Origin of the sequence: Gracilibacillus suaedae (genome assembly GCF_017599345.1) — a bacterium.
Classification (GTDB): Bacteria; Bacillota; Bacilli; order Bacillales; family Amphibacillaceae; genus Gracilibacillus; species Gracilibacillus suaedae.
The window spans coordinates 74,778-98,952 of record NZ_JAGFVL010000062.1 but is presented as its reverse complement, the minus strand read 5'-3'; the positions used below and the strand labels follow the sequence as shown (position 1 = coordinate 98,952).

The following is a 24,175-nucleotide window of genomic DNA, read 5'->3' as shown; positions in this document are numbered from 1 at the left end:
CCCCTTTTCCTTTATTTAGCTGTTAGTTCAAGAATAGTACTTTCTGGAGATACATTGGATTGTTCGATTATTTTCAGTTGATATTGGTCATGGTTTGTTATCACTACTGGTGTTGTGATCTGAAAACCAGCCTTTTGAATTGCTTCTATATCAAAAGTTAGCAGTTCTTGACCTTTTTCTACTCGTTCTCCTTGCTGTAAGGAGGTTTCGAAATATTTCCCTTCAAGTTGAACCGTATCTAAACCAACATGGATTAAAATCTCCGCACCATTATCAGAGGTAATACCAATCGCATGCTTTGTCGGGAATAAAGCAGAAACCGTACCTGAAACAGGCGATACTAATTTACCTTCTGTAGGTTCAATTGCAATGCCTTTTCCTAGCGCCCCAGATGCGAAAGCAGTATCATCAATTTCTTCTAATTTTCTCATTTCTCCTGTTAAGGGACCGGTAATTACTTCACTTTTCACTTCTGTTTCGTTATCTGTAGAATCTGTTGGTTCTTCTGCTACTTCAGTTTCTGTTTCTTGTTTTCCGATACCTCCAAAGAAGTACGTTAGAACGAAAGCCAATATTGCTGCGACAATCATCGCAATAATGGAAGCTACAAAGGATAGATTCAATCCTTCTTCAGGATGAATGAAACTTGGCATTTGGAAGACACCTAGTCCTGCCATATTGTAACCAAGTGTTCCAAACGCACCTAATATGGCACCACCAACAGCTGAAGCTACTACAGTAAAAACAAATGGCCATTTAAGTGGTAATGCAACCCCATACATACCTGGTTCTGTTACACCAAATATCGCTGACACAATCGCTGGTGGAGTTAATGCTTTTGTTTTTTGATTTTTCGATCTAATGATTACAGCAGTTAAGGCACCTACTAATGCAAATGAGTGTGCAAAAATCAATGCTAAAATCGGATCTTGACCAATTGTTGCAAAGTTATTAATGGCGATTGGTACAAGTCCCCAATGTAGGCCAAACATAACAAACACTAACCAAAAACCGCCAATAAATATACCGGCAATAATTGGGCTTAATTCATAGATACCAACACTTGCTGCCCCTAATAATTGACTTGCCCAAGTCGCGATCGGACCAATAATAATAAAAGTTAATGGTATAATAATGAGCATCGTTAACAACGGTACTAGGAACATCTTTAAGACATTTGGAACTACTTTAGCAAAAGTTGTTTCTAATTTAGCTGCAAAGAATGTTGCAATAATAATCGGAATGACCGACATCGAGTACGTCATTAAAATCACCGGAATACCTAAAAATTCAATATATATTGGTGATTCAAACATCGTTCCTGCAAATAACGTATACAAAGGCTCACCTGATTCTGGTATCCCTTCCAAATCAGGATAGACTAATGCCATCGCGATAACCATACCTAGGAACGGGGTTCCGCCAAATTTTTTCATTGCAGTATAACCTAAGATTATCGGTAGGAAATAGAATAGTCCATCGCCAATTGCATTTAAGATTTGATAAGTTCCACCTTGTTCATCTAATAACCCAAGTGCTACAAATAGTGCATTAAAACCTTTTAACACACCAGATGCTACTAATACCGCAAGTATAGGTGTGAAAATACCAGAGATCATATCGATAAAACGATTCAGCAAATTGCCTTTTTCTTCGTCTGCATCCACTTCACCTTTTGCTTCAAAGCCCCCCTCAGCAACAACCGCTTTATAAACATCTGCTACATGATTTCCAATAACGACTTGATATTGACCGCCACTTTTACGAACGGTTACAACACCATCCATTTTATTTAATACTTCTGTATTCGCTTTACTTTCATCTTTTAATTTAAAACGTAGTCGTGTAATACAATGAACGACACTGTTGACGTTTTCTTTCCCACCAACATGTTGAATAATATCTTTTGCTAACTGTTGATATTTCATAGCTCTTTCACCTCTCTAAATTGATGTTTTATGAAAGCTTTCATTTTTGCATGTAAGGGTTTTACTTAAGGCAAATAAAAAACCTGAATGAACTGGGTGCAACACACATAGTGTTAGCTACGTGTTTCCAATTCATTCAGGTTATGCCCACTAAAGGTAACATTCCTTACTTTTCCTATAGGTTTTGTTACATTTAATTTATCACCTTCACATGCAGATGTCAATAAAAAAGTTAAAGCGTTTCTATTTTTTTAGTTAGTCCTATTTTGTCGATAGGTAACGCGATGAATATGAACGGTTAAATATACCATTTCGTCTTTGGTTAGGAACCAATTATAATTCTTTTCTAAAAAAGTAGCTATTTTTTCTGTGCATTTATATGCATGGCGATATTTACTTTGTACTTGCTCGTAAAAGAAATCATCAATCGTTTCTTCCATATGCTCTTCACGTAAAAATCGCACCGTAAAGAAACGCAAATGCGTTAAAAATCGTTCATAATTAATCGAGTCTTCATCTAACTCTGTTTTATAATGATATTTCACGATATTTAAAACCTTGTTGACAACATCCGTTACCTGGACGGCCATTTCCATGTTTTCTCCGGATAGCTGACTATTGATTAAGTGTAGAGCAATAGATGCCGCTTCATCTTCATTCATTCTTATACCGGTATAATCTTCAATAATATCTAATGAATGCAAACCAATTTCAAATTCTTTTTTATAATATTTGCGTATCTCGAATAACAGTGTGTTTTTTAGTTGAATGCCTTCCTTCATTCTAGTAATCGCAAAGCTGATATGATCCGTTAATGCGATATATAAATAATCATTCAACTTATACGGTAAAATAGACCGTGCATATTCATAAATTTCGGAAGCAATATCCAAATATTTATCTGACGTATCTTGTAATAACTGATTTAGTTTTTCACTTGTACCGGTATCTTGCAGGACAAAATTCTTTTCAATTTTTTCTTTATCAATTGTTTGTCCTACTTTCTTCTGAAAGGCTAAACCTTTTCCCATCACAACCATTTCTTGACCATGTTGGTTAGTAGTGACGACAACATTATTATTCAGCACTTTATTTATCTTCATATCAGTCATCCTTTTATTCGATATTTTTGGACGTAAACTTATTTTACCGCACTATGACAAAAGGAAAAATGCTTTTAATCATTTGTAATTAAGAAAAGCGCAGAGCGCCCGCTTAGAAACGTAGCGACTGGAACGAATTAACTGAGATAAAGGAATCACGGTGAGTTCACGAACCGATGATGACTTATCGTAGGGCAATTCGTGAAGTCGCCTAGTTTCTGGGCGCTCGGAGCTAGACATCTGCTCAAAATTTATACTTTCTTATCTTACAAAAAAACCTAAGCTATTGAATAAAACATACTACCCCCGCCTAATACTGGGCGATGTACTATTCAATAACTTAGGTTTTGCCTGCTTGATCAGTAACAATCCTAAAAATAGATAATATTATTGTAAGCGTTTATATAATTAATTATAACTACATTTGAACAGATGTCAAGGGGGGTAAGTGGGACTTTTCAATTAGTGGGTATTGGATCCCATCTTCATCACTCTTTTTCTGGGTATTTTTAAAAAGCTCTATTAATTGTTTTAGAGTGACAACCCAATCGATTTTATAGCGGAAACGTATTTTACTTATTCTTAGGTCTGAAGTAATTATACCTGCCAGATGAATACGAAATGTATTTCCTTGATCCAGGCACCAAGCGATCTGGAAAGATGACGCGAGTGTCTCCAACTTTGCAATTATTTGACACTTACCCTGAACGAAGAAATAGTCTATTACTTACCGGTATGCCAATCGAAGTTCATTGATGGTATGTATTTTATAAACTTATCTAGATTTATATCAAAATAACTTTCGATGCTTTCTTTTAAGTCCACTTCTAATTTCATAAATTCATCAGATAAATATGTAAGATCAAAAATATAGTATCTTTCTCGTTCTGCCCATATAGACTCTAATCGAGCACTATTGCCAAACGGAATTAGAGATAAGATTGCCCCTTCATTATAGTCATCAAACTCTAAAGAGTAGTAATGAAACTCTTGAATAATTTTGTATTTATTGCTTGCTATTTTCCAATTGTAAAGATATTTATAAAATTCTAAGATGGGGAACTCTTCTTGGTCAAAATAACACTCGCTGTTAATAAATAGCTTGAACCTTGCAGAAACATTTAAGATAGTAGAGACATCTTTTCTCTGTTGATTTGAAATATCGCTTTTAGCACTCGTAAACTGGTAGTAAATCTCTATTTGACTGGATAAGCTTTCCATATGATCCCCTCTATACTCTAGTGATTATATTCAAAATATAGCTTTGGAGTAACTGTTGAATAGGTTATATAAAGATAACAGATTGCCTTGTCAATTAAATATTTTGCTTAATTGTTCATTTATCAAATCCTTGTCAAATGGTTGATACCCCATCGATTCTGCCCAATTTAACATCCATTCTCTTTCAGAATCATCCTTCGACTGAATAACCTCAAGAAAATTGCTATAACCCGGAATCCCACCGACATTTTCTGGAGGTGTTGTTCCCTCACCATTTAGACAAACTGGATATCTGGCATCATAATTGTCAATCCATTCCTCTACTTCGATAAAATGCTGCCAATCATCTCCTAAATCATACATATACACAATACTCTTATATTGATTCAAAACATCTCTTAACACTATTTGATGAGCATATTCCATTTCTTGTCCATCTTTTCGATAAGCAAAAGCTTCTGGGTGAGAAACAAGTGTGTAATTTGCATCTGGTAAGTAATAATCTGTATATGATGGTTGCTGTTGATAAAAATTAAATTCATACAGATGGCTATTAGTCCAATTAAAAGCTATTTGTAAAATATCATGTAGATCAGCGAATGTCCGATTTATCGGTATAACTAACCTGCGCCACACTTGTTGCCCCTCTAATTTTAAGGTAACTTTTAATTGGACGGCTGGTTGTTGAAATGCTTTTTTACCTGCTTTCCTCTCCAAGACATGTTGTAATTCTTCAATCGGCTTTACATATTCTCCACTGATAGATTTGTATAAGCCTCTATTCACTCTTCTAGATAAGCTTGGCTGTAGAAGTGATTCAGAATCAGCCTCATCCATGAAAAATTCCATCTCTAGTACTATTTGATTTAGAGTGGAAACCGTTTTTCGATTTTTCGTTGATGTATAGGATAAGTCTCCCGCCAGTAACTCTGTTTGAACAACTTGTTCGTCAAATCCATCTGCTATAAGGGCATCCTTTATCGTCTGCTTTACTACTTGTTCAAAATTTTTGACGTCTTTTGCTTTTACACCATACAACACGACTGTATAAAGACTGATATCATGCACTAGGATGATTGTATTTTTCCGATCGATCTTTTTAAAATGTGCATGCCACCCTGTTAATGGAAAAGCAAGTTCTTGTTTTGGCTCGGGGTCTACTTTTAAGTATTTTTGCAAAGCTTTTGTGGATTGGATTAACATGTTACCTACGCTCCTTCTGATTGATTTTGTTCTGGCTATCATGAGGTGAATTTTCCTTACAAGCAACGGCAAATATAGCAGTTAAATGACTTGTTCGTAAATTATAATACGCAACAAAAAGATTTTTCTAATCATGAAGAAAGGAAGAGGGTGGATGACACAACAAGGAAAGGTATTGGCAGCGGATGAGGCGGTGGAGTTAATGGATCAGACCTTTTCATTCGTTTATTGTTATATGGGTATGAATAATACCAAGGGAAATCTCAGCCCCACTCCTATAACAGCAAAAATTGTCGGTCTACTTCCTTGTTTTCTGGTATAAAATTTCCTTGGGATTAATAACAATTAATGTTATTGCAACAACAAAATAAGAAGTAGTAGCATAGGTAAGAATATTTAATAAATCGCCTTCCTTTATCACTAGGGAAAAGTTAAATAATTGGTGAATCACTATCGGTATCACTAGATTCCTATTAAGATTGTAGAATAAAGTTATTATAACCGATATAGATAAAATTCCAATCATAAAAAAGACAATATATTTGATTAGGTTTCCACCAGTATAACCCGAGGCAAACCATAGAGGAGTGTGCCAAAGCCCCCACAAAACACCTACTATTATGGATGACACTAAGGGGGAGTACTGCTTTTGAAGCTCATTTAATGCATATCCTCTCCAACCCAACTCTTCACCTAATGGTCCTCTTACCAAGTTGTCCAAAAATGCAATAAAAATTAGTCCGAGACCCGTAAATGAAAATGCTAAACCTTGATTTTCATTTGTAATTGATGTCAGAAAGATAGCTAAAGTTGTAATTATTACTTGAATTATTACAACGGTGCATAGAACAGAAAACCTGATCTTTGAGGTAAATTGCTGTTTCACAAAATCTATTAAACTTAATCTTGGATAGATTCTTTTAAATAAAATTAAAAACGCAAAAGTTGATGACCACGAAGCAATGATTTGTAAAATACTTGTTATGCTCTCGTGTACACCTAACACTATTCCTATGCCAATAGCAATAAAAAAAATAAAAAATATTGCATAACTCGTCACAACAAAGCTTACCAATGGTCTCTTTAAAGCTTTTCTATTTTTCATAAGTATACCACCTTTTTAAAATAAAGTGTTAATAATGGGAAACATTCATTTACTAACATCTTCATTTTAAACCCGTGGGTTACCCCCATCTCAATACCTTTTTAGCATTACTTTATAGGGGAATACATTTCTAAAAAAACACGCTCAAGACCATCTACGTACGTTGTCAATAATATATTAATGTAAGTCAACCCTACTAATTCATAACCATGATCTTCTGCTATTTTTAAGAGCTTTTCCCCTACTTCATAATCGATATTTTTCCCACTATCTACCGCTCTACCATTTTCTAAAACAGTATATATACACTTGGGATGAACGAGGACTTCTACTTCATGATTTTCGTCAGTATCCTCGACATTCTTTACGATGATAAATTTATCCTCTAAAATTCCTTCTTCATCAAAATATATAACACGTCTTGCACTCGTCAATGTAACAGCCTTCTTTACGTTTTCTGTATTATTTCTGATAATTTCATATTCGTTATATGCAGTGTAATCAGTTATTTCTCCAATTACTTTTATTGGCTGCATCTCTTTAACTGTGAATCTCCCTAGATGTTCTTGTATTTTATTCCAGTCATCTTTCACCGCTTTTATTTTCTTTAAAAGGTGTTCTCTATATTCAATTTCCTCTACTATTTTCGCTTCCTTCTCCTCTAATATACATTCTAGATTGACGTTACTCTTACTTTGCCTGATTTCTTGAATTTTCTTGATCTCTATATCAATTTCTCGATAAAAATTGGTTGTTATAACATCATGAATATCATACTGATTATATTTTCTATAACCATTTTCGATATCATGCTTAGGATTGACCAATCCCTTCTCCTCGTAATACTTTAATGTGTCTCTAGAAACTCCTAAAAAACCTGCCACTTGTCCAATCGTATACATAATTTTTCTCCCTTACATGTTTTAGAACACGCACTATATTGTTTTTATTTCATTATCTATTCGTTGCTAGTTTAGTTTTAAAAGGCTGATCTAATTGAAGGTCTCCTAATTTCAATTTTATCAACAACATATTTGATAACATCGTATTCAAAAGTTATCTTATAATTCATTGTATAGCACGCTTTCTTATTATCAAAACAAATAGTTATTTAAAAGGAAGAACAAATAATAATGGTAGGTAGGTATCCTCGAAACGGGTAATTGTGGAGAAACTGAAGTCGTAGAGCATATTCAAATGCTGAGTGTTGATAGTTTGACTATTGATTCACGTAATGACTAATGCTATTCCGATTAGCCAACCCATAAATCATTGGTAACATCAAAAACGAAGCCCGATTTGAGCTCCGTTTTTTGATCATATACTTTATTTAGCCTAACCCTCAAATACTCGTGACCGAATCAAAAAACGCTTCCCTTCTGGGTTTTCCAGAGAAAACATACCTCCCCGACCTTCTACCACATCAATAATCAGTTGGGTATGCTTCCAGTATTCATACTGATCTTTCGACATATAGAAAGGAGTATCATTTACATTACCTAATAAAATATCGGAGTCTCCAACTCGAAATTCCCCTCTTGGATAGCACATCGGCGAGCTTCCATCACAGCAACCACCAGACTGATGGAACATTAAAGGACCATGCTTCTCTTTTAGCAGATCCATTAACGCCACCGCCTCATCCGTTGCCAAGACCTTTTCTTGTTGTACCATGCACCCGCCTCCTTTCTTAAGGATTAAAAGAATCCTTTTGGCTCGGTACTATAGCTTACGAGCAAGTTCTTCGTTTGTTGATAATGAGATAACATCATCAAATGATTTTCTCTTCCAATTCCTGATTTTTTATAACCACCAAAAGCAGCGTGGGCAGGGTAATCATGATACGTATTCGTCCATACGCGCCCCGCTTGAATACTTCGACCGAATCGATATGCCTTATGGAAATCTCGTGTCCAAACACCTGCACCTAATCCATATAACGTGTCATTTGCAATATCTAGCACTTCCTCATCATCTTTAAAGGTTGTAACAGCAAGTACCGGACCAAATATTTCTTCTTGGAAAATTCTCATTTTATTATGACCTTTGAAAATAGTTGGCTTGACGTAGAAGCCTTTGGAAAGCTCTCCTGCTAATTGATTTCGTTCACCACCAACTAGCACCTCTGCTCCCTCTTGCTTACCGATATCTAAGTAAGACGAAATCTTTTCCATTTGTTCTGTAGATGCTTGAGCACCCATCATCGTTTCCGTGTCTAATGGATGACCAACTTTGATTGCTTTCACACGCTCTACAGCTCGCTTGATAAACGCCTCATAAATATCTTCATGTATTAAAGCACGTGACGGACAGGTACAAACTTCCCCTTGGTTTAAAGCAAACATCACCATACCTTCAATGGCTTTATCTAAAAAGGCATCGTCCCCAGCCATGACGTCTTTAAAGAAAATATTTGGGGATTTTCCTCCTAGCTCTAATGTGACTGGAATAATATTTTCAGAGGCATATTGCATAATGAGACGCCCAGTTGTTGTTTCACCAGTAAAAGCGATTTTGGCAATCCGACTGCTTGAAGCTAACGGCTTACCTGCCTCTAATCCAAATCCATTTACAACATTAACTACACCAGGTGGCAGTAAATCATTTATTAGTTCAAGTAAGACATGAATCGATGCTGGCGTTTGTTCTGCAGGCTTGATGACAACCGCATTACCTGCAGCTAGTGCCGGGGCAAGCTTCCATGTTGCCATCAATATTGGAAAGTTCCAAGGAATGATTTGTCCGACAACACCAAGTGGTTCGTGGAAGTGATAAGCGACTGTATCATCATCCAGTTGACTAAGCGAGCCTTCTTGTGCCCGAATCGTTGCTGCGAAATAACGGAAATGGTCAACAGCCAATGGCAAGTCTGCAGCTAACGTTTCTCGTACTGCTTTTCCATTATCCCATGATTCTGCAACAGCTAACATTTCTAGGTTTGCTTCAATACGATCAGCTATTTTATTCAACATATTTGCTCGCTCAGCTGGAGATGTTTTCCCCCATGCTGGTGCAGCCTTGTGGGCAGCATCTAGTGCAAGTTCAACATCCTCAGCAGTAGAACGAGCTATTTCACAAAAAACTTCACCTGTAACTGGTGTCACGTTTTCAAAATATTGTCCTTTTACTGGCGGAGTCCACTCACCGCCAATATAGTTATCGTATTTTTCCTTAAAATTTACCACGGAACCTGGTTGATTTGGCACTTCATATTTCATACATATTCCTCCCCACTTTTACTTTTAACAATGCTCAAAATAGGTCTTGATCCACTTGGATAACACCTATTTAAAATATATTGATTAGTGGAGAAGAATATGTCTCGTGTATGGGTGAGATAAGGTGGTTCGTATCAGTAACAGGAAAAGTCATAGTTCAAGGTTTTATTATACTGCTGTTTATGTGCTTTTCTCACTGCATTATTTAAAAGTATTATTTTATTTCGAAACGACAAGACTAGTCGGATCTTCCGAATTTCAACTGGTACCCAGTCTATCGTAATAATCTCTTGGTAAGAGTTAATAGATGTCTCATAATCAACATTCTTAGATAAAAATTCTCTTATGTTAGTCTGGTAATCTTTTATAGATCAATAAAAGCCAGAAACTACAAAAAGACATTTGTCTAATGTAGTTCCTGGCCCTATGATAACAAGATCTGAATTATTATCTCTTACTTTCCAGAAACAAGATTTACCACTTCCTTCGTTGGCAAAGCACTTATCGCACCATTTTCGTGGTGACCATTGCTGCTACAGCGTTAGCAAAGGTCACCATAGAAACTAATTCACCTGGAGTTAAGTCTATAAGTTTTTTATCCATTAATGAGAATTGTTAGAGGAATTATCATTGTAGCATTAACATTGATTGTTGGTTCACAAGACTATAATGGCCGTGGGTTACAAATGTTAGAGCAATCTTTTACAGAAGACGTCCCACCATTTGCTTTTCTGGACACGTTCATTGATCTACCTATGTCATTTCTTGCTGCATTAGGCTTAATTGCTGTTTTTGTGGAGGGGCTAACACCCCTATAGCAGCTTTCCTGCTGGCAATGGAGATGTTTGATGGAAAAGGGTTAGAGTACTTTTTTGTTGTTTGTTTAGTCAGCTATCTATTCTCAGGACACCATGGACTATGGCCTTCTCAAAAAATATATGAGCCTAAGAGCAGGTTATATAATACTCCTCGCGCAGAAACTAGGTTAATTGCTAAATATTTCTTCTAGAGACAAGCTGGAATCAACTAAAACAAAAAGGAGCTCAAACCTCTGAACTCCTGTTTTTTGAAATCATTATTTCGTTTTCAGTTTTTCATTTTTTTGCTTATGAAATCCATTCACTTTTGCTTAAATTTGCGGTCCTGCTTGTTTTATTTCTGGCACTACATTAGAAAAGCGTTCGAAATTGGAAATAAACCTTTTTGCTAACTCTTGTGCTTTTTTATCATAAGCATTTTTGTTTTCCCATGTATGACGAGGGTTTAATATTTCTGTCGGAACCCCTGCTACCGTTTCTGGAATAATTAAACCGAAATGAGAATCTTGATTATAATTAACTTTTTCCAAATCACCATTAATTGCTGCCCGAACCATGGTACGAGTGTATGCTAATTTTATTCTTTCACCGACTCCATATGCACCGCCAGACCACCCAGTATTTACAAGATAAACATGTACATCATGGTCATGAATTTTTTTACCAAGTAACTCAGCATATACATTAGGGTCCAACGGTAGGAAAGGTTCACCAAAACAGGTGGAAAAAGTAGCTTCCGGTTCCGTAATGCCTCTCTCCGTACCAGCAAGTTTCGATGTATACCCGCTCAAGAAATGATACATAGCCTGTTCTTTCTTCAACTTCGAAATCGGCGGAAGTACACCGAATGCATCCGCTGTAAGAAAAATAATCACTTTCGGATGACCAGCAACACTCGGGCTAACCGCTCCAGGGATGTTTTCAATCGAATAAGCAGCACGGGTGTTTTCCGTATATGTGTTAACATCAAAATCTAACAATCTAGTTTCAGGATCAATCTCTACGTTTTCTAAAACAGAACCATATTTAATTGCGCTCCATATTTGTGGTTCTTGTTCCTGAGACAGACCAATACATTTAGCATAACAGCCCCCTTCAAAATTAAAGACACCGGAATCGGACCAGCCATGCTCATCATCACCGATAAGCTGACGATTTGGATCTGCTGACAGTGTTGTTTTTCCTGTTCCTGATAAGCCAAAAAACAAAGCCACATCATCAGGACTGTCACCCATATTAGCAGAACAATGCATTGGCAATATGCCTTCAAATGGCAACAAAAAATTAAGCACACTGAATACAGATTTTTTCATTTCACCTGCGTAGGCAGTACCGCCAATGAGCACGATTCTTCTTTCAAATGAAATAGATATGAATGTTTCGGAATGCAGCTCTTCCTTCATTGGATCGGCTTTTAATCCAGGAAGACAAATTATTGTAAAATCAGATTCCTTTTTTCCTGATTCATGTTGAATGAATAATTGCTTCACGAATAGATTATGCCAGGCTAATTCATTGATTACCCTAATGGAGATCTGGTGGTTTGTGTCAGCACCGGCTGCTCCTTCAAACATAAACAGCTCTCGATCAGACATATAGGCTAACGCTTTTTTGTAGAGTGCATCAAATGTTTGCTCAGAAATCGGTTGGTTGATTTTCCCCCACTTTACCCGTCCTTTTGTTACGGAATCTTCCACAATATATTTATCCTTTGGTGACCTACCTGTAAACTCTCCTGTATAGGCATGAAGCGCCCCTTTCTCTGTTAATATTGCTTCCTTTCGCGTAATGGACTTTTCGACTAGCTCTGATACAGATATGTTATTGTATACCTTTCTAGAATAAAGCGCATCCATCTCATTAAGCGTCTTCATATTTCTCATTCCTTTCGTTCTCTTGTTCTATGCCATTCGGGTTGTACATAGCATAAAGAGTGGTTACTTTTGAAGAAGGGAACATTTCTACAACACTTTCACAATATACACAGACAACAACTCTCATTTTCAATCATCCTCGCCTTCATATAAGCAGAAAGCTCTGCTACTCGACAGGAGTAAGCCGATTCGTTATCATACTAGGCTAAAACTTTTATCTAATCTCCCCATCACTGCAAGCCAAAACATCTATATAAAATGAACTTTCTCGTATACCATTACCTTTAACTAGCTTTTTTCTTAGACCAGATACTTTTGGCAATCGGGAAGGCAAATGAAAGCACAGATAAAATAATTAAAACAAGTGAAATATTGTTTTCAAACATAATAGAAATACTTCCATTGGAAATCGTCATCGATTGTCTCAACGATTGTTCCATCATACCACCTAGGATAAACGCTAAAATAAAAGGTGGAGCTGGGAATGCAAACATTCGCATCAAGAAACCGATGACACCGAATGCTAATAATAAATACAAGTCAAAAACACTGAAACTAATTGCATATACCCCAATTAAACTAAACATTAAGACTAACGAAATTAATAATGGCCTAGGAATGGTTAAAATTCTAGCGATATAAGGAATTAACGGTAGATTTAAGACCAATAGAAAAATGTTACCGATATACATACTAGCAATAATACCCCAGAAGACTTCAGGGTGATCTCCCATTAACATTGGCCCTGGTTGTAATCCTAATACTAAGAATGCACCTAACATAACGGCTGTCGTACCTGAACCTGGAATACCAAGACTTAATAACGGTACAAACGCACCACTAGTCGCAGCATTGTTAGACGCTTCTGGAGCAGCTAGCCCTTTAACTGATCCTTTTCCAAACTCCTCTGGCTTCTTAGCAATTCGCTTCTCAGCAATGTAACTAATAAACGATGCTATAGTTGCACCGGCACCTGGTAAAATACCTAAGATAAATCCAAGTAAAGATTGACGGCCCACCGGACCACTCATTTCCTTCGCATCCTCTTTAGATAATTTTAAACTGCCAATTTCTTTTCCAGAACCTGCTGAAGATTTATGACGATTCATAACTAAATAACAAACTTCTGCAATGGCAAATAACCCAAGAGCAATGACTAGAAAATCAATACCATCTAATAAATTCATGCTACCAAAGGTGAATCGACCTGTTCCTGTTTGAGGATCAATTCCAATTGTTGCAACCATGAAACCAACAACTGCTGAAATAAGTGCTTTAATCGTTGAACCTTCTGATAAACTAGCAATGGCAGTAAGACCTAGTAACATTAAAGCGAAATACGCAGGTGGTCCAAACGATATCGCCACACTCGCCAACATCGGTGCAAAAATCATCAGTAATACAACACTAATGGTTCCACCGGCAAATGAGGAGATAGCAGCAATCGCTAGTGCTTTCCCTGCTTTACCCTGCTGCGCCATCGGGTATCCATCAAATGATGATGCAACAGTTCCTGAAATACCTGGCGCATTCAACAATATAGAGGATGTTGAACCACCAAATACCGCACCATAATAAACACCTGCCATCATAACAAGCGCTAAAGTCGGATCCATTCCGTACGTAATCGGAATCATTATCGCAATCGCACTAATAGGACCAAGTCCAGGTAGCATTCCGATAAATGTACCTACAAACACACCTAATAATACGAATAGAATACCTTCCCAACTAAAGGCCACTTCAAAACCTGTTAAAATTCCTTCAATAGCTCCCATGCTTCCCCTCCTCTCTTAAAACGGTAGTATTCCCTGTGGTAGTTTAATTTGAAGCATAAAAACAAAAATACTATATAGAGCTACCGGAAACACAATTGATACAAATGCATTCACACTATGGTTTTTATAACCTAAAAACCATGAACAAAAATAAACGAACAAAACGGTCATAATGATAAAACCAAGTGTTTCAAATAATATAATGTAGATTAAGAGTAATGCACCTACCCCCAATAAGGCTTTAACATCTGTTTTAGGAATTTGACGCTTGGCCTTTTGCTCTTCTGAATCACTATCTTTAGAAAAAATTAGAGCAATCGATAATACTAATAAAACCCATCCCAATGTCTTTGGAACAGCATCAGCATCTAGTGGAATATAAAGATAGGTTGGCAATTGATAACTCATATATAAATAACCTATTGATAATAGAGTTAAGATTAAGCCAATTTTACGATTAACCCTTTGTACCATTAGAATTTACTCCTTCCTAGTCAAATCCGCTCGGAATTATTTTGATTTAACAACTCGCTAAAAGTATCAGAAGTCAACAAGCATCCTGTTGACTTCCATTAAAGACATTATTTTAATAAACCTAATTCTTCAAGAATACTTTGTAGATTCTCTTTTTCTTCATCTAAGAATTGTTTGTATTCTTCACTCCCCATGTACATTTCGTTCCAACCATAATTAGAACGAACATCAGCGAACGCTTCAGAATCACTTAACTCTTTATATTTATTTTCATAATATTTAACAGCTGCCGGGTCCATATCTTTTGGACCAAAGAAGCCTCTCCAGTTTACGAATGTTTCATCGATTCCCTGCTCTTTAGCCGTTGGAAATGTTGAAAGCACTTCACCGTCTAAACGTTCTTCAGATGTTACGGCAAGAACTTTAAGTTTATCCGCGCGAACTTGCTCAGCAACTTCAGCTACACCTGTTGAAAATACATCAGCACTTCCGTTTAATACTTGAGTCACACCGCCAGCATCTGGAGCAGAAACATATTTAATTTTTGTAATATCTACACCTGCTGCTTTAGCAAAGCGTACGAACTGAATGTGGTCCATACTGCCAGGAGCAGATGTACCAACAATTGTTACACTTTGCGGATCTTCTTTCATATCCTCAAATAGTTCATTTAAATTGTCCCATTTCGCATCTTTAGCAACTGCAAAAGCACCGTAGTCAGCAATCACGTTGGCAATTGGAGTAAAATCTTCATGTCCGTATTCAGACTGGCCATTTAAAGGTACTAATAAAATTGGTGAAGATGATACGAATAAGTTGTGGTTACTACCTTCTTGTTCAGCCATGTAAGCCCAACCTATAGCACCTCCGGCACCTTCTTTGTTAACAACACCCATGTCTTGATCGATCATACTTTCTTCAGTTAGAACTTGTGCTGACATGCGAGCAGTTGTATCCCAACCGCCACCAGCACCTGCTGGAGCAACAATTTCGATAGACTCTGAAGGTGTCCATTCACCATTGTCTTCACCTGAGTTTTCTTTAGTATCTTCGTCGTTTGTATTGCCATCATTTGATGACGTGTCTTCACTGCCACATGCGGCTAAGAACGTTAACATTAATACAAATATTAATAATGCTAATAATTTCTTCATGATAAACCCCCTAATAATTTTAATTTTGATAGGGAAAACCTGACTTAACGAAAAGGAGCAATGCTAAGTCGAGTATCCCCCCTCATTTAAAGATTGTTACAAATTGTTGATTACTATGATAATTGTTAATATTCTGAATGTAACCGTTTCCAAAATAACTCGCATTAAAAACCTTAAATGTTTTTTGTTCATTTTGTTCACGAGATGGATATGTAATGATCAACTAATAAGGGGGCACGGTCTACTCATTGCCCAGAATAACCGGGGATTCTTAAGGTGAGGTACAAAGAAAATCAGCCAACCCTGTCTGGTCAACAGTAAGTAAGTTTGGTCGCCAATTTTTTCAAAAAAAGAACCATATAAATGGTCCTAGCTCTGATAATATTTCCGTTCGGGTCTGCCAACAATTCCGTATTCTAATTCCGCTTGGCACTCACCCTCTGAGATTAAATATTCTAGATACCTTCTAGCTGTTGTTCGAGATGCTCCCATTTGACGCCCCATTTCTTCAGCTGTAACACCTTTAGCTTTCTTTAGAATCTCTTTTACTTTTTTCAATGTTAAGGGGTCGATTCCTTTAGGAGTATTTTGATCAGGTTCACTTAAGACTGTGCTACTTCGCCCGAAATACGTATCTAGTAACTTTTGGTCAACCTCGTCCTTTTTGTCTATCTCTTCATAAAACTGTTTGAACTTATTAACCGTATCAACAAAACGTTCCAGAGTAACAGGCTTAATAATATAATCGAATATACCTTTTTTTAAGGCTTCTCGTACAATTTCTTTATCAGTTCCTGCACTAATCATAATAATCCCGACGTCTGGTTTTATTTCTTTAATTTCCTCAATAATTTCAGTTCCCAATCGGTCAGGCATATAAGTGTCGAGTAAAATCAAATCAACATCCGTACCCTGTAGTTTGTCCAATGTATCGCCAGCTGTCAGTGATTTAAAGACCACTTCACAGTCTTCAATATGTTTAAGAAAACCTTCATGAATAGACGCCACACGATAATCGTCTTCCGTAATCGCTACTTTCAACATTACGCATCGTCACCTTCTTCCACTTGCTTTGGTAAGTAAACAGTGAAAACCGTACCTTCTCCTTCTTCACTTTGTACTTCAATATTTCCACGAAGTTCTTCTACAACTTCTTCCACAATAGATAATCCATAACCTCTGTCATCAGCTCCCTTAGTTGAAAAACCTTTTTCAAAAATTAGACGTTGTAGATCAGCTGGGATGCCATAACCTTCATCGCTTACTTCAAGAATAATATCATTCCCTATATCTGTCGCAAAGAAATTAACCTTCTTATTACCACCGTCACTTACCGCTTCAATGGCATTATCTAGTAGGTTTCCTAGGATTGTAATCATTTTAGATGTATTAATGTGTTTAGGTAACGGAGATAATGAACTATTCTCATCAATAACTAGTTCTACTTTTTTCTCTGATGCCTTGCCTATTTTCCCTAAAAGAATAGCTTGGACCGTTTGATCCTCAATATATTTGAATAGTGCTTTCGTTTGGTGTTGATGTTGTTCATACTCCTCTTGAATTAAATCAATCGCTTCCTGGTAATTTCCAAGCTGTAATAACCCAGATATAACGTATAGTTTATTTGTATATTCATGTGTTTGAGCACGTAAGTCCTCGGAATAACTTTTCACTTCAGATAGAGCATTTAACATTTGTTGGATTTCAGTTTTATCTCTAAAACTAGCGACCACCCCAACCGCTTCTCCATTTTCATAAATCGGCGTGCGGTTAACGATTACTACCCGATCCCTTAGTATCATCTCATCATCTACATCTGCTTTTCCTTCATGAAGTACTGTAAACATTTTGGTATTTGGTAGAACTTCATTAATATGTTTAAACTTCACATCTTCAGTCAAACCTAACATTTTTCTAGCTGAATAATTTAAAATCGTAATAATACCCTCAGAATCAATTGCAATAATGCCCTCTTTTACTGAGCGCAATACGGCTTTACGTTCACGATATAAAGATACAATTTCATGAGGTTCTAACCCTAAAATATCATTACGTATACTTCTGGTTAAAAATACTCCTCCGATAATCCCTAAGCCTAAAACACCTAATCCGGTTATACATAAAACTGTCAGCCGATCATAAATCGTTCCACGGATATCTTCCAGCATAAAACCAACAGAAACAAGACCTATAATCTCACCTTGATCGTTAAAAATAGGTGCCTTACCTCGAAGTGATGGACCTAACGACCCTACGGCTTCAGATTTATAATACTCACCATGTATAAGTGCCTGATCATTATCGCCTCCGACCATTTTCCGACCAATTTTAGACTCTTGCTGATGTGAATAACGAATACTATTCTTGTTACCAACAACGATAAACTCTGCACCAACCTTGGCCCTGATTTTTTCTGTTATCGGCTGAATGACTTCAGATGGCTCATCTAATGCAAACGCGTTAATGATTTCAGGCATTAACGAGATAGAAGTTGCAATACCTAAAGCTCGCTCTCCCATGGTGTTTTTCGTCTGGTTCCATTCTATATAACCATGAATTCCGGTGATCAAAAAAGTTACAAATAGTAAAAGCGAGATGATTAAGGTTAAAATTTTTGTTTTTAATGAAAATTTTTTAGCCATTTTTGCCTTTCCTCCGTGAAATATCTATTACTTATGTACAGAATAACATGAAATGATGTAGAGGAGCGATAAGGTGGATTCTGGAATGCGATAAGCATGATGCACAGGTAATCTTATTCTCAACACAAAAGGAAAATTATGTTAGTATTAGATTAATAGAATTTGTTACTCCAACCATACGTCATAATATATACAACGGGGGAATCACTTATGAAAAAAAATAACAAAACGGTAATATCTATATGTATTTTGGTATGGATAGTCATGTTAGTAGCTTGCGAAAATTCATCTACCAAATCGGATAACGTTGTGAACAACCAATCACCCGATCATAATTCAGATGAAGAAATCCATAACTCTAGTAAGGAAGATGCAACAGAAACAGTGGCGAATGAGGAGATTGATAATAACAACCTAGAAACCAATAAAACTTCGGATCAACTATCAAAAGAACAGGAAGATACACCTGCTAACGATACAACTACCAATCTAAAAGAAACATACTTAAACAAATTAAACGACACAAATGAAAAAACAGGAAATATGGAGGTGGAAGACAGTTCTACATATGCTTTAAAAGATGTCGCACATAACCAATATGAGGCGTGGGATGATTTATTAAACGAGATTTATGGTGTATTAGAAGAGCAATTATCTGCTGAAGAGATGAGCCAATTGAGAGAAGAGCAACGGGATTGGATCACACATAGAGATGAAACGGCGAAAGAAGCATCACTAGAATATGAAGGTGGTACAATGGAACAATTAGAGTATGTAACTGTACTTGCAAACGAAACAAAAGAAAGATGTAATGAGTTAGTGGAAGAATATATGAACTAGCTTGAAATACGGGTTTTACATACCATTAGCACCGTGATAAAAGCCATTGAACATGGATTTTTACATATAAACTGGAAAGGAGCATAACATTTTTGAAGCGGAAAAAGCTCTTTCTAATTATTATTGGCCTAGTGTTTCTTTGTTTTGCGCTAACATTACTTTATACCATTTTTAGAGATAATGATAACTATAAATATTTCACAGGACTTGGCTCAACAATTAGTATAGCTCCAGATGATTCACTACTGGCACTCTCCTACTATATGGATGGGGAAGAATCTATTTATACAGCAAGTCCAAACGGTACCGATGTTAGACAAATAACTGACGACCATAACACAAGAGATCGCAATCCCGCCTATTCTCCTGATGGATCTAAAATTGTGTTTATGAGTGAAAATAACAATGGCATTCAGACACTTCGAGTTATCAAGCAAGACGGCAATGATGCAAGGCAATTAACGGATCATGATATGCACGTGAAAGACGCGATCTTTTCAAATGATGGAGAAACAATCTTTTTTGTTGGGATCGAGGCGGAAGAATTTAATAAAGGAGAGCAATCTAGAGAAGGATTTGATTTGTATTCCACTCAGATTGATGAGGGTACTGTTAACAAATTAACAGATGCTGATCATTTTTCGATGGATGATTTGTCTCTTTCACCTGATGGGCAAACCATTTATTATAGCGAGTTCGACGGCAAAGGTGACCGAATTTACTCTTACTCACTCGAAAAAGAAAGTATAACGAAGCAAGCTCCTATTATTCCTAAAGAAGTAGTTGAAGAACAATCATTCCACTCACCACAACTGTCTCCAGATGGAGAACGTTTGGCGTTTACAAATGTGGCGAATGAAGCTAAAGGTGATTCATTGTTTGAATATGAACTATACTTATTAGACTTAGTGACAAACGATGTTGAGAAACTAACCAACTTAGAGAAATCTATCGCATCCCCTGTATTTTTCCATAGCAAAGATAAAATCGCATTCTTTGAGTATACCAACTGGGCACAAGACCCTGCTGATTATCAACTAATGACGATCGATTTAACATCTCACAACATTAAAAAAATCGAGTTAGACTTACCTGCGTCAACAAGTGAAAAGCCATTAATGCGACTGATAGATCAATCAGTCAATAGCTTCACATTAGCTATTTTATATATATTACTAGTAGGATTAATAAGTGTGTTTTGCCACTATTATTATCCTAGAAAAGTCTATTTACCTTCTATCGTTAGCTTTTCTATTGCTGTCTTAACATTTGTTGGTAGTATTTTGGTGGCTATGACGATGAATGCATGGTACGGAATCGCGTTAGGAATGTTAGCCGCAGGAATATTTGGCTGTTCTGTTGTTGTTGTTTTGTTCGTGTTTATTTTTAAACGACTTGTAAGGTGAACATATGGTTTTTTCTGGTAACAACACCTTCTGGGTTATATTAAAAAAATGAGTTTATTTGTTTCTCCAACTTCGTTTCATTCTTCTCCAAGATCGATCACGGAAAAAAGACGACTCTCATTCTCGAATGAAAGTCGTCTTTTTCAAAATTTTATTAACGGGCATAATGAACCAAATGTTATGTGACCAACAAGTTTTACTTTACTTGAGCAGCTAGTTTTTTAACTGATGGGACTTTTTTAGTAGCCAGCTGTTAAAAGCTGCTTACTTGGTCACTTTCCCCACTATTTTTCTCTGATTGCCCTTTTATAACAATAGAAAGAACATAGATCAGGAGAAATATACCATAAACAATGGTTGCTACACCATATACTGCTTGATAAGAGCTAACGGTAGCCATTAATCCTAATATAAAGGAACCTCCCCCGATGCCTAAATCAAAGAAGTTAAAGAAGGAAGCCATTGCACTTTCATGCTCGTGTTCGTCTACCAAGTTCATACACCATGTTTGAATAGCTGGGAAGATAGAACCAAATCCAAACCCATAAAAGATAGCTGCTATGAAGAAGGTGCTATCACTAACTGCTACGTAAAGTAGAATCAAACCTATAATAGATAGAATAGATCCAGGTATAAGAATTACCGACGGTCCATATATATCAAATAGCCTTCCTGATATTAGTCGAATTACTAGACTAGCTGCTGCGATTAATAAGAAAAACAAACCTACTTTATTAAAATCTTTCTCTATCGCATACAAAGAAAAGAAAGACATAATTCCTCCCGCTGCAATACCAATTAAAAATACGAGCATTGCTGGAAACAGCACTTGCTTTTCCCATAATTTAAATTTTATATTTTCTCTTTTATCTAACTCTTTGCTATTAGGTCCTCTCTTTATAAAAACTGCCATGATAACAGCTAGTAACATAATGGCCATTCCTCCAAGGAATAATCGCTGGAAGTCATATAATTCTAATGTCATCATTCCAATCATTGGACCTACAGAGATGGCTATTGTTTCCCCAGCCCCGAAATAACCAATCCCCTCACCTCGTCGATCACTAGGAATGATTTCAGCTGCAACGGTAGTAAAGTAAGTAGTTGCTAACCCAAATCCAGCTCCGTGAATGAGTCGAACAAGTAATAACATGGTGATATTAGTAGATAAATAATAGGCTCCTGTAGATAGAGCTATGATTAATGTACCTAAAATTAAAAGCAGTTTTTTATCAAATTTCGTTGCTAGGATCCCAGCAAATGGACGAATAAAAATAGCAGATAACATAAAAACACCTGTTACTAAACCAACTTGGCTTGCTTCTCCTCCTATAGCTGTTACAAATAAAGGAAGCGTAGGTAATAACATTTCAAAAATCATAAATACTAAAGCATTGGAAATTACTACAAAAATAAACGACAGTGACCACATCTTATTATTAACATGAGTCATACTTTCTCACACCTCTATTTTATTATTTTGTTGTAATCAAAAAAGAAGTCTTCTTTTCAATTAGCAACAAAAATAATAAACCTTCCTGTAAGGGGAAGGTCAATAGTTAATGGGAATTTGTATTTCTGTAAGGTAATCTTCTTTATATTTGGAGATATAGTGGTCAATGATGGTCCTCTCTATAGCATCTCCTACTATTTGATAACCGTTCTCTTCGATGTAATGAAGTAATTTCTTATAATATGGAGCAGATCCAGTATGATCTCCCTTATAATAAATAGAGGCATATGTTCCCTTTGGAAAAGATGTAACTAAAGGGCTATCTATATCTTCTTCTTCGATGATGATGAAAATAGAGTTATATTCATCGAATTTTTTGTCCTCAAAATTTTTGATCCTAACCGTAAATCCAACACCACCAATAAATATAGAGGAATTCATATTCGCTAGATTCTCTAATTGTCTCAAAGAAAGTTCCACCTCTGGTTCTGAACCAATATTTTCAATTAACCTTATTACGTTCCGCTCTTCCATTTCGACTATTCGTACGACTCCCAACTCCCCTATTCCTTGAGCCAATTTTATATCCTTTATTCGATTCTCAAATTTGCGGTTAACCCGCTCTAACTCTTTGATTTTTTTCTCTGTTAGACGCTTTTGTGTTTCTAATAAATTCACGAAATCATCTATATCTCTATGATCTAAATGGCTTTTTATATCCTTTAAAGAAAAACCTAATCCCTTTAAATATTGAATAGTATTTAATTGCTCAAATTGTTCAGTTGAATAGTATCTATAGCCGTTATTCACATCAATTTGAATAGGTTCTAGTAAACCAATCTGGTCATAATACCTTAGCGTTTTCATAGTGGTGTTATGAAGTTTCGCCATTTCTCCAATTGAAAATAAATTTTTCATCGTAATTTCCTTTCTCTATTATCTTTATTAAGACTATGATAACCGATTTTAATATTCAAGTCGCCAAAGCTGAAAGAAAATCATTATCCTATATGAGTTTTCTTTTGGAGGTCATGAAATACAAACAATAAAAAACTTACCCATATAATAGAGCCATTATTAATGCATTATACCTAACAACAAAAAAACAAAGCCCCTAATCAGCTATACCAACTGTTTGGGGCCTTTCTGCATTTATTAACTTGTAATGTTTTCTTTGTATTTCATAATCAGCACTACCAATTTTTCCTTCGGTACAAGATAAACATTATTGATAATACAACATCCTAATACAATAGTTTAAACTTTCTGATTCTTGAGTGCTTTTTTTAATTTCCGTATGCGACCCACATCAAACCCACAAGTAAATGATTGATTTAATCGTACACCTTTGCCGAAATGATACTCACTTGCATGTACTCTTTTATGAATGTGCTCAAAATTAGTTGGTGTAATACCTGCTCCCGGCATAATAATTGGACCATTCATTTCTTCTGATAATCGTACTAATTTGCGCAATGTATCTATTCCTTCCTCACAATTAGGCGCTCCACCTGATGTCAAAATTCTCTTAATATGATTTTTATACATAGACAGTATTTCATAAGATTGCATCAAGTCAGATGAATAATCAATTGCACGGTGAAATGTAATGTTAATCGATGGATAGGTTGCAATCACTTTTTCTATTAATATTTCGTCAATTGTAAAGTCTTGCTTTAATCCACCTAATACAAATCGGCTCGCACCGACAGACATCATTTCTTCTATAGACTCTAAAATAGTCTTTATATCTCGGCGACTATAACAAAACCCCTTATCATGTGGACGGATCATCACCTGTACAGGAATCGTTACGTGCTCTAAAATTTGTTTTGTTATGTCGGCTGATGGTGTCAATCCATCTTTTTCAATTGACGACACAAGCTCTAACCTATCAACTCCTGCTTTTTCTGCTTTTATTGCATCACCTACATTTTGTACAATCGCTTCTAACATAT

General features: G+C 36.2%; 22 protein-coding genes. 4 read left to right on the top strand and 18 right to left on the bottom strand.

Features of this window, described 5'->3' with window-relative positions; all coding sequences use genetic code 11:
• Positions 1-11: 11 nt before the first annotated feature.
• The 4 genes from J5J03_RS19065 to J5J03_RS19050 form a co-directional block, all read right to left on the bottom strand.
• Entirely contained in the window at positions 12-1,928 is a 1,917-nt protein-coding gene (locus tag J5J03_RS19065; RefSeq protein WP_208591964.1) for a beta-glucoside-specific PTS transporter subunit IIABC, read from the bottom strand.
• Between the two features lie 251 nt (positions 1,929-2,179).
• The gene (gene licT, locus J5J03_RS19060) at positions 2,180-3,031 is read right to left on the bottom strand and encodes a BglG family transcription antiterminator LicT (protein WP_208591963.1); all 852 of its coding nucleotides are present in this window, start codon (positions 3,029-3,031) and stop codon (positions 2,180-2,182) included.
• Between the two features lie 723 nt (positions 3,032-3,754).
• Complete coding sequence (locus J5J03_RS19055) at positions 3,755-4,252, bottom strand: DUF7878 domain-containing protein (RefSeq protein ID WP_208591962.1); 498 nt, start codon at positions 4,250-4,252, stop codon at positions 3,755-3,757.
• A 90-nt stretch (positions 4,253-4,342) separates the two neighbouring features.
• Positions 4,343-5,455: a plasmid pRiA4b ORF-3 family protein gene (locus J5J03_RS19050; RefSeq protein ID WP_208591961.1), complete on the bottom strand. Its 1,113-nt coding sequence runs from the start codon at positions 5,453-5,455 to the stop codon at positions 4,343-4,345.
• 154 nt (positions 5,456-5,609) lie between these two features.
• On the opposite strand from J5J03_RS19050, the gene J5J03_RS19045 reads away from it, so the two are divergent.
• The gene (locus J5J03_RS19045) at positions 5,610-5,777 is read left to right on the top strand and encodes a hypothetical protein (RefSeq protein WP_208591960.1); all 168 of its coding nucleotides are present in this window, start codon (positions 5,610-5,612) and stop codon (positions 5,775-5,777) included.
• Here the strand turns inward: J5J03_RS19045 and J5J03_RS19040 are convergent.
• From J5J03_RS19040 to adh, 4 genes are all read right to left on the bottom strand, one after another.
• On the bottom strand, positions 5,754-6,560 hold the full coding sequence (locus J5J03_RS19040) for a CPBP family intramembrane glutamic endopeptidase (RefSeq protein ID WP_208591959.1): 807 nt from the start codon (positions 6,558-6,560) through the stop codon (positions 5,754-5,756). The genes J5J03_RS19045 and J5J03_RS19040 overlap by 24 nt on opposite strands.
• A gap of 107 nt (positions 6,561-6,667) precedes the next feature.
• The gene (locus J5J03_RS19035) at positions 6,668-7,462 is read right to left on the bottom strand and encodes a MerR family transcriptional regulator (RefSeq protein WP_208591958.1); all 795 of its coding nucleotides are present in this window, start codon (positions 7,460-7,462) and stop codon (positions 6,668-6,670) included.
• Between the two features lie 433 nt (positions 7,463-7,895).
• The gene (locus J5J03_RS19030; protein ID WP_208591957.1) at positions 7,896-8,234 is read right to left on the bottom strand and encodes a DUF779 domain-containing protein; all 339 of its coding nucleotides are present in this window, start codon (positions 8,232-8,234) and stop codon (positions 7,896-7,898) included.
• Between the two features lie 23 nt (positions 8,235-8,257).
• Complete coding sequence (gene adh, locus J5J03_RS19025; RefSeq protein ID WP_208591956.1) at positions 8,258-9,778, bottom strand: aldehyde dehydrogenase; 1,521 nt, start codon at positions 9,776-9,778, stop codon at positions 8,258-8,260.
• 605 nt (positions 9,779-10,383) lie between these two features.
• Here adh and J5J03_RS22075 point away from each other — a divergent pair.
• On the top strand, positions 10,384-10,596 hold the full coding sequence (locus J5J03_RS22075) for a hypothetical protein (protein WP_231710835.1): 213 nt from the start codon (positions 10,384-10,386) through the stop codon (positions 10,594-10,596).
• Positions 10,597-10,907: 311 nt separating this feature from the next.
• Here the strand turns inward: J5J03_RS22075 and pckA are convergent, their stop codons facing one another.
• The 7 genes from pckA to J5J03_RS18985 all read right to left on the bottom strand — a co-directional run bounded on the left by pckA (position 10,908) and on the right by J5J03_RS18985 (position 18,518).
• Complete coding sequence (gene pckA / locus J5J03_RS19015) at positions 10,908-12,479, bottom strand: phosphoenolpyruvate carboxykinase (ATP) (protein ID WP_208591955.1); 1,572 nt, start codon at positions 12,477-12,479, stop codon at positions 10,908-10,910.
• Positions 12,457-12,597 carry a GapA-binding peptide SR1P gene (locus J5J03_RS19010; protein WP_208591954.1) on the bottom strand — a complete coding sequence of 47 codons (141 nt, stop codon included), beginning with the start codon at positions 12,595-12,597 and terminating at the stop codon, positions 12,457-12,459. The genes pckA and J5J03_RS19010 overlap by 23 nt, the downstream gene beginning before the upstream one ends.
• A 157-nt stretch (positions 12,598-12,754) precedes the next feature.
• A complete protein-coding gene (locus tag J5J03_RS19005; protein ID WP_208591953.1) occupies positions 12,755-14,248 on the bottom strand; it encodes a tripartite tricarboxylate transporter permease in 1,494 nt (497 codons plus the stop codon).
• A gap of 15 nt (positions 14,249-14,263) precedes the next feature.
• Entirely contained in the window at positions 14,264-14,722 is a 459-nt protein-coding gene (locus J5J03_RS19000) for a tripartite tricarboxylate transporter TctB family protein (protein ID WP_208591952.1), read from the bottom strand.
• A gap of 107 nt (positions 14,723-14,829) precedes the next feature.
• A complete protein-coding gene (locus J5J03_RS18995; protein ID WP_208591951.1) occupies positions 14,830-15,876 on the bottom strand; it encodes a tripartite tricarboxylate transporter substrate-binding protein in 1,047 nt (348 codons plus the stop codon).
• A 369-nt stretch (positions 15,877-16,245) separates the two neighbouring features.
• Positions 16,246-16,920, bottom strand: a complete 675-nt coding sequence (locus J5J03_RS18990) for a response regulator (RefSeq protein WP_208591950.1) — start codon at positions 16,918-16,920, stop codon at positions 16,246-16,248.
• Positions 16,920-18,518 carry an ATP-binding protein gene (locus J5J03_RS18985; protein WP_208591949.1) on the bottom strand — a complete coding sequence of 533 codons (1,599 nt, stop codon included), beginning with the start codon at positions 18,516-18,518 and terminating at the stop codon, positions 16,920-16,922. Before J5J03_RS18985 ends, J5J03_RS18990 begins: the two co-directional genes overlap by 1 nt.
• Before the next feature lie 210 nt (positions 18,519-18,728).
• Between J5J03_RS18985 and J5J03_RS18980 the strand changes: the two genes are divergently transcribed.
• Together J5J03_RS18980 and J5J03_RS18975 are read left to right on the top strand one after the other, a co-directional pair.
• Positions 18,729-19,358, top strand: a complete 630-nt coding sequence (locus J5J03_RS18980) for a lysozyme inhibitor LprI family protein (RefSeq protein WP_208591948.1) — start codon at positions 18,729-18,731, stop codon at positions 19,356-19,358.
• A gap of 92 nt (positions 19,359-19,450) precedes the next feature.
• Positions 19,451-20,764, top strand: a complete 1,314-nt coding sequence (locus J5J03_RS18975; RefSeq protein ID WP_208591947.1) for a TolB family protein — start codon at positions 19,451-19,453, stop codon at positions 20,762-20,764.
• Between the two features lie 253 nt (positions 20,765-21,017).
• Here J5J03_RS18975 and J5J03_RS18970 read toward each other — a convergent pair whose 3' ends face one another.
• The 3 genes from J5J03_RS18970 to J5J03_RS18960 form a co-directional block, all read right to left on the bottom strand.
• A complete protein-coding gene (locus J5J03_RS18970; RefSeq protein WP_208591946.1) occupies positions 21,018-22,217 on the bottom strand; it encodes an MFS transporter in 1,200 nt (399 codons plus the stop codon).
• A gap of 99 nt (positions 22,218-22,316) precedes the next feature.
• Positions 22,317-23,135 (bottom strand): MerR family transcriptional regulator, encoded by an 819-nt coding sequence (locus tag J5J03_RS18965; protein ID WP_208591945.1) that lies wholly within the window; start codon positions 23,133-23,135, stop codon positions 22,317-22,319.
• Positions 23,136-23,474: 339 nt separating this feature from the next.
• Positions 23,475-24,173: a copper homeostasis protein CutC gene (locus J5J03_RS18960; RefSeq protein WP_208591944.1), complete on the bottom strand. Its 699-nt coding sequence runs from the start codon at positions 24,171-24,173 to the stop codon at positions 23,475-23,477.
• Positions 24,174-24,175: the final 2 nt, after the last annotated feature.

Coding starts and splice junctions, on each gene's coding strand:
- J5J03_RS19065 (WP_208591964.1), bottom strand. CDS start 1,928: ATGAAATATCAACAGTTAGCAAAAGATATTATTCAACATGTTGGTGGG.
- licT (WP_208591963.1), bottom strand. CDS start 3,031: ATGAAGATAAATAAAGTGCTGAATAATAATGTTGTCGTCACTACTAAC.
- J5J03_RS19055 (WP_208591962.1), bottom strand. CDS start 4,252: ATGGAAAGCTTATCCAGTCAAATAGAGATTTACTACCAGTTTACGAGT.
- J5J03_RS19050 (WP_208591961.1), bottom strand. CDS start 5,455: ATGTTAATCCAATCCACAAAAGCTTTGCAAAAATACTTAAAAGTAGAC.
- J5J03_RS19045 (WP_208591960.1), top strand. CDS start 5,610: ATGACACAACAAGGAAAGGTATTGGCAGCGGATGAGGCGGTGGAGTTA.
- J5J03_RS19040 (WP_208591959.1), bottom strand. CDS start 6,560: ATGAAAAATAGAAAAGCTTTAAAGAGACCATTGGTAAGCTTTGTTGTG.
- J5J03_RS19035 (WP_208591958.1), bottom strand. CDS start 7,462: ATGTATACGATTGGACAAGTGGCAGGTTTTTTAGGAGTTTCTAGAGAC.
- J5J03_RS19030 (WP_208591957.1), bottom strand. CDS start 8,234: ATGGTACAACAAGAAAAGGTCTTGGCAACGGATGAGGCGGTGGCGTTA.
- adh (WP_208591956.1), bottom strand. CDS start 9,778: ATGAAATATGAAGTGCCAAATCAACCAGGTTCCGTGGTAAATTTTAAG.
- J5J03_RS22075 (WP_231710835.1), top strand. CDS start 10,384: ATGAGAATTGTTAGAGGAATTATCATTGTAGCATTAACATTGATTGTT.
- pckA (WP_208591955.1), bottom strand. CDS start 12,479: ATGAGAAATATGAAGACGCTTAATGAGATGGATGCGCTTTATTCTAGA.
- J5J03_RS19010 (WP_208591954.1), bottom strand. CDS start 12,597: ATGAGAGTTGTTGTCTGTGTATATTGTGAAAGTGTTGTAGAAATGTTC.
- J5J03_RS19005 (WP_208591953.1), bottom strand. CDS start 14,248: ATGGGAGCTATTGAAGGAATTTTAACAGGTTTTGAAGTGGCCTTTAGT.
- J5J03_RS19000 (WP_208591952.1), bottom strand. CDS start 14,722: ATGGTACAAAGGGTTAATCGTAAAATTGGCTTAATCTTAACTCTATTA.
- J5J03_RS18995 (WP_208591951.1), bottom strand. CDS start 15,876: ATGAAGAAATTATTAGCATTATTAATATTTGTATTAATGTTAACGTTC.
- J5J03_RS18990 (WP_208591950.1), bottom strand. CDS start 16,920: ATGTTGAAAGTAGCGATTACGGAAGACGATTATCGTGTGGCGTCTATT.
- J5J03_RS18985 (WP_208591949.1), bottom strand. CDS start 18,518: ATGGCTAAAAAATTTTCATTAAAAACAAAAATTTTAACCTTAATCATC.
- J5J03_RS18980 (WP_208591948.1), top strand. CDS start 18,729: ATGAAAAAAAATAACAAAACGGTAATATCTATATGTATTTTGGTATGG.
- J5J03_RS18970 (WP_208591946.1), bottom strand. CDS start 22,217: ATGACTCATGTTAATAATAAGATGTGGTCACTGTCGTTTATTTTTGTA.
- J5J03_RS18965 (WP_208591945.1), bottom strand. CDS start 23,135: ATGAAAAATTTATTTTCAATTGGAGAAATGGCGAAACTTCATAACACC.
- J5J03_RS18960 (WP_208591944.1), bottom strand. CDS start 24,173: ATGTTAGAAGCGATTGTACAAAATGTAGGTGATGCAATAAAAGCAGAA.